Annotated in this window: 2 protein-coding genes and 1 pseudogene; 2 read left to right on the top strand and 1 reads right to left on the bottom strand. The window is 55.3% G+C overall.

Annotated elements, in window-relative coordinates; genetic code table 11:
- Positions 1-248: 248 nt before the first annotated feature.
- A pseudogene (locus H5U02_15285) lies at positions 249-993 on the top strand (permease).
- On the top strand, positions 951-1,187 hold the full coding sequence (locus tag H5U02_15280) for a TM0996/MTH895 family glutaredoxin-like protein (protein ID MBC7343782.1): 237 nt from the start codon (positions 951-953) through the stop codon (positions 1,185-1,187). Before H5U02_15285 ends, H5U02_15280 begins: the two are co-directional and overlap by 43 nt.
- Positions 1,188-1,917: 730 nt before the next feature.
- Here H5U02_15280 and H5U02_15275 read toward each other — a convergent pair.
- Positions 1,918-2,071: hypothetical protein (locus H5U02_15275; GenBank protein MBC7343781.1), on the bottom strand; the 154-nt coding region annotated here is incomplete at its 5' end.

The following is a 2,071-nucleotide window of genomic DNA, read 5'->3' as shown; positions in this document are numbered from 1 at the left end:
TGACCACATTTGTGTGTCAGGCATGGGCAGTGGGTTGGTAGTTGAAAGCCAAGGTAGGGCAAATCCTTAAACCAACCCTTTTCTCCAGCCATGCTTCCATTTAGGCAGCTTATTTTCTATTTCTGGTAGGACTTTCAATACCTCAGTCGCCGAGGTCGACCTTGACAAGTACTTTCAGTACGACTACTATATTAGTATATGCTAATATGATAATTATTAGCAAACTGGAGTAGCAAGGGGTGGGGGCTGTGCTCAATTGGTTGGCAGATGTGGTAGTTTACCGACTTCTAGGCCTGGAGCCCGATACCCATCTGGCCAGTGCGCTCCATTTCTTTATTTATGACACCATTAAGATCTTAATTATGCTTGCCGTCATTATCTTTGCGGTTTCGGTGGTCCGCAGCTTTTTCCCTCCCGAAAAAACCCGGGCCATTCTGAGCCGCCGGCACCAGTATGCCGGCAACATCTTGGCCGCTTTGCTAGGAATTGTAACCCCCTTTCTGTTCTTGCTCAGCAGTCCCGGTGTTCATCGACTTTGTAGAGTCAGGGGTGCCCTTGGGGGTGACCTTTTCCTTTCTCATCTCCTCGCCCATGGTAAATGAAGTAGCCTTAGTCCTGCTTTTGGGGATGTTTGGCTGGAAAATTGCCCTCCTTTACATTGCCACCGGCGTCCTGGTGGCCATCGTGGGCGGTTTTGCGATCGGGCGCTTGCATTTGGAAAGGGAAGTGGAAGATTTCGTCTACCAGATCGCCGTGGGACAATCGGGCCAGGTGGCGGCCATGACCTGGAGAGAACGATTCGACTACGCCCTAAACTACGTCCGGGATATCCTCAAGCGAGTATGGCTATTCGTGGTCATCGGCATCGCCATCGGCGGCTTCATCCACGGCTACGCACCCCAGGACTTCCTAGTCCGCTACGCCGGGCCCGGCAACCTTTTGGCCGTGCCTTGGGTTCAGGCTGCGCCAACTGTCAGCGACTGGAAGCCTTAAGCCGCCAAGTAGTGCAGGAGCTGGGTATAGAGGCAACGGTGGAGAAGGTCACCGACATGAAGCACATCATGAGTTATGGAGCGATGGCTACTCCGGCGCTGGTGGTAGGTGAAAAGGTGTTGATTTCCGGGCACGTCCCCAGCAAAGCCAAGATTGCCGAACTGCTGACCACAGCATTGGCCCAAAAACAATAGCTACTAAAGCCATTCAAAAGCCATTCCATGCCTATATGGTCACCCGGTAGTCCAGCTAGCCGCGGGGGCCGCGAGCCGGCTGGCTGGGCTAGCGGCCGGCGACCGCCCCTGGACAGGAAGGGAAGGTCTTTACCGCCTTCACCCGGCCAGAAAAGCTCGGGGACTAGCTTTTGCCGGCAAACCTGTCCGCGAGCGGATACTTCCAGGTAGCCTGGATTAGTGCGGCCCAGCGGGCCGCCCAACCAGCCGGGCAAGAGTCTAGCCCTGGTGCATACTGATTGTTTTTATTGATGGGAAGACGCGGATGCTGTCGGAGCTGGAGGTTATCTAGCCGAAAGCCTGTCGGGCGTTTAGCTACGTCCCCGTCAAGCTCCCCACCGCTGAGGACAGTTTCTCACCAACTGGATACCGTTCTGCTTGCGAAAAAGTCCCCGCCCTTCAAAGGCTGCTCACCAAGACGCTGCCTTGACCAGCATCGCGCACGTCAATACGGAGATCGAGACCATCGGAGCAATCAGCAAGATCACTAAGGAGCACCAATTGGTTCCTTGCCTGATGCTATGTGGAGTGGCCTAAGGCCGCGTTATTGGAGCGCTGCTGGCAGCTGGTGGTCCATGTGCAGCAAGAAAGCATAATCAAGGCTTTTCTCCGCCGTCACCGTCAATCTTCCCTTCCAGGGCTTTGACTTCTTTAGCGTATCGAACCGTCCCGCTGCTGCTAACCCCGGGCTCTACGACCGGGGAGGCGAATTCGCTAAACCCTGATCATCAGGGCCGATCCAAATGACAGCGATTCCCATCCGGGAAGCCGCAGTTCTGATTTCCGGGTCGCCGGTCACGATCGGTCCCTGCACCTCGGCCGCCAGCGCCAGGACAAACGAATCC

It is taken from the genome of Clostridia bacterium (assembly GCA_014360065.1).
Lineage (GTDB): Bacteria > Bacillota > DSM-521 > Neomoorellales > JACIYF01 > JACIYF01.
This window is presented reverse-complemented; position numbering and strand designations above follow the sequence as displayed.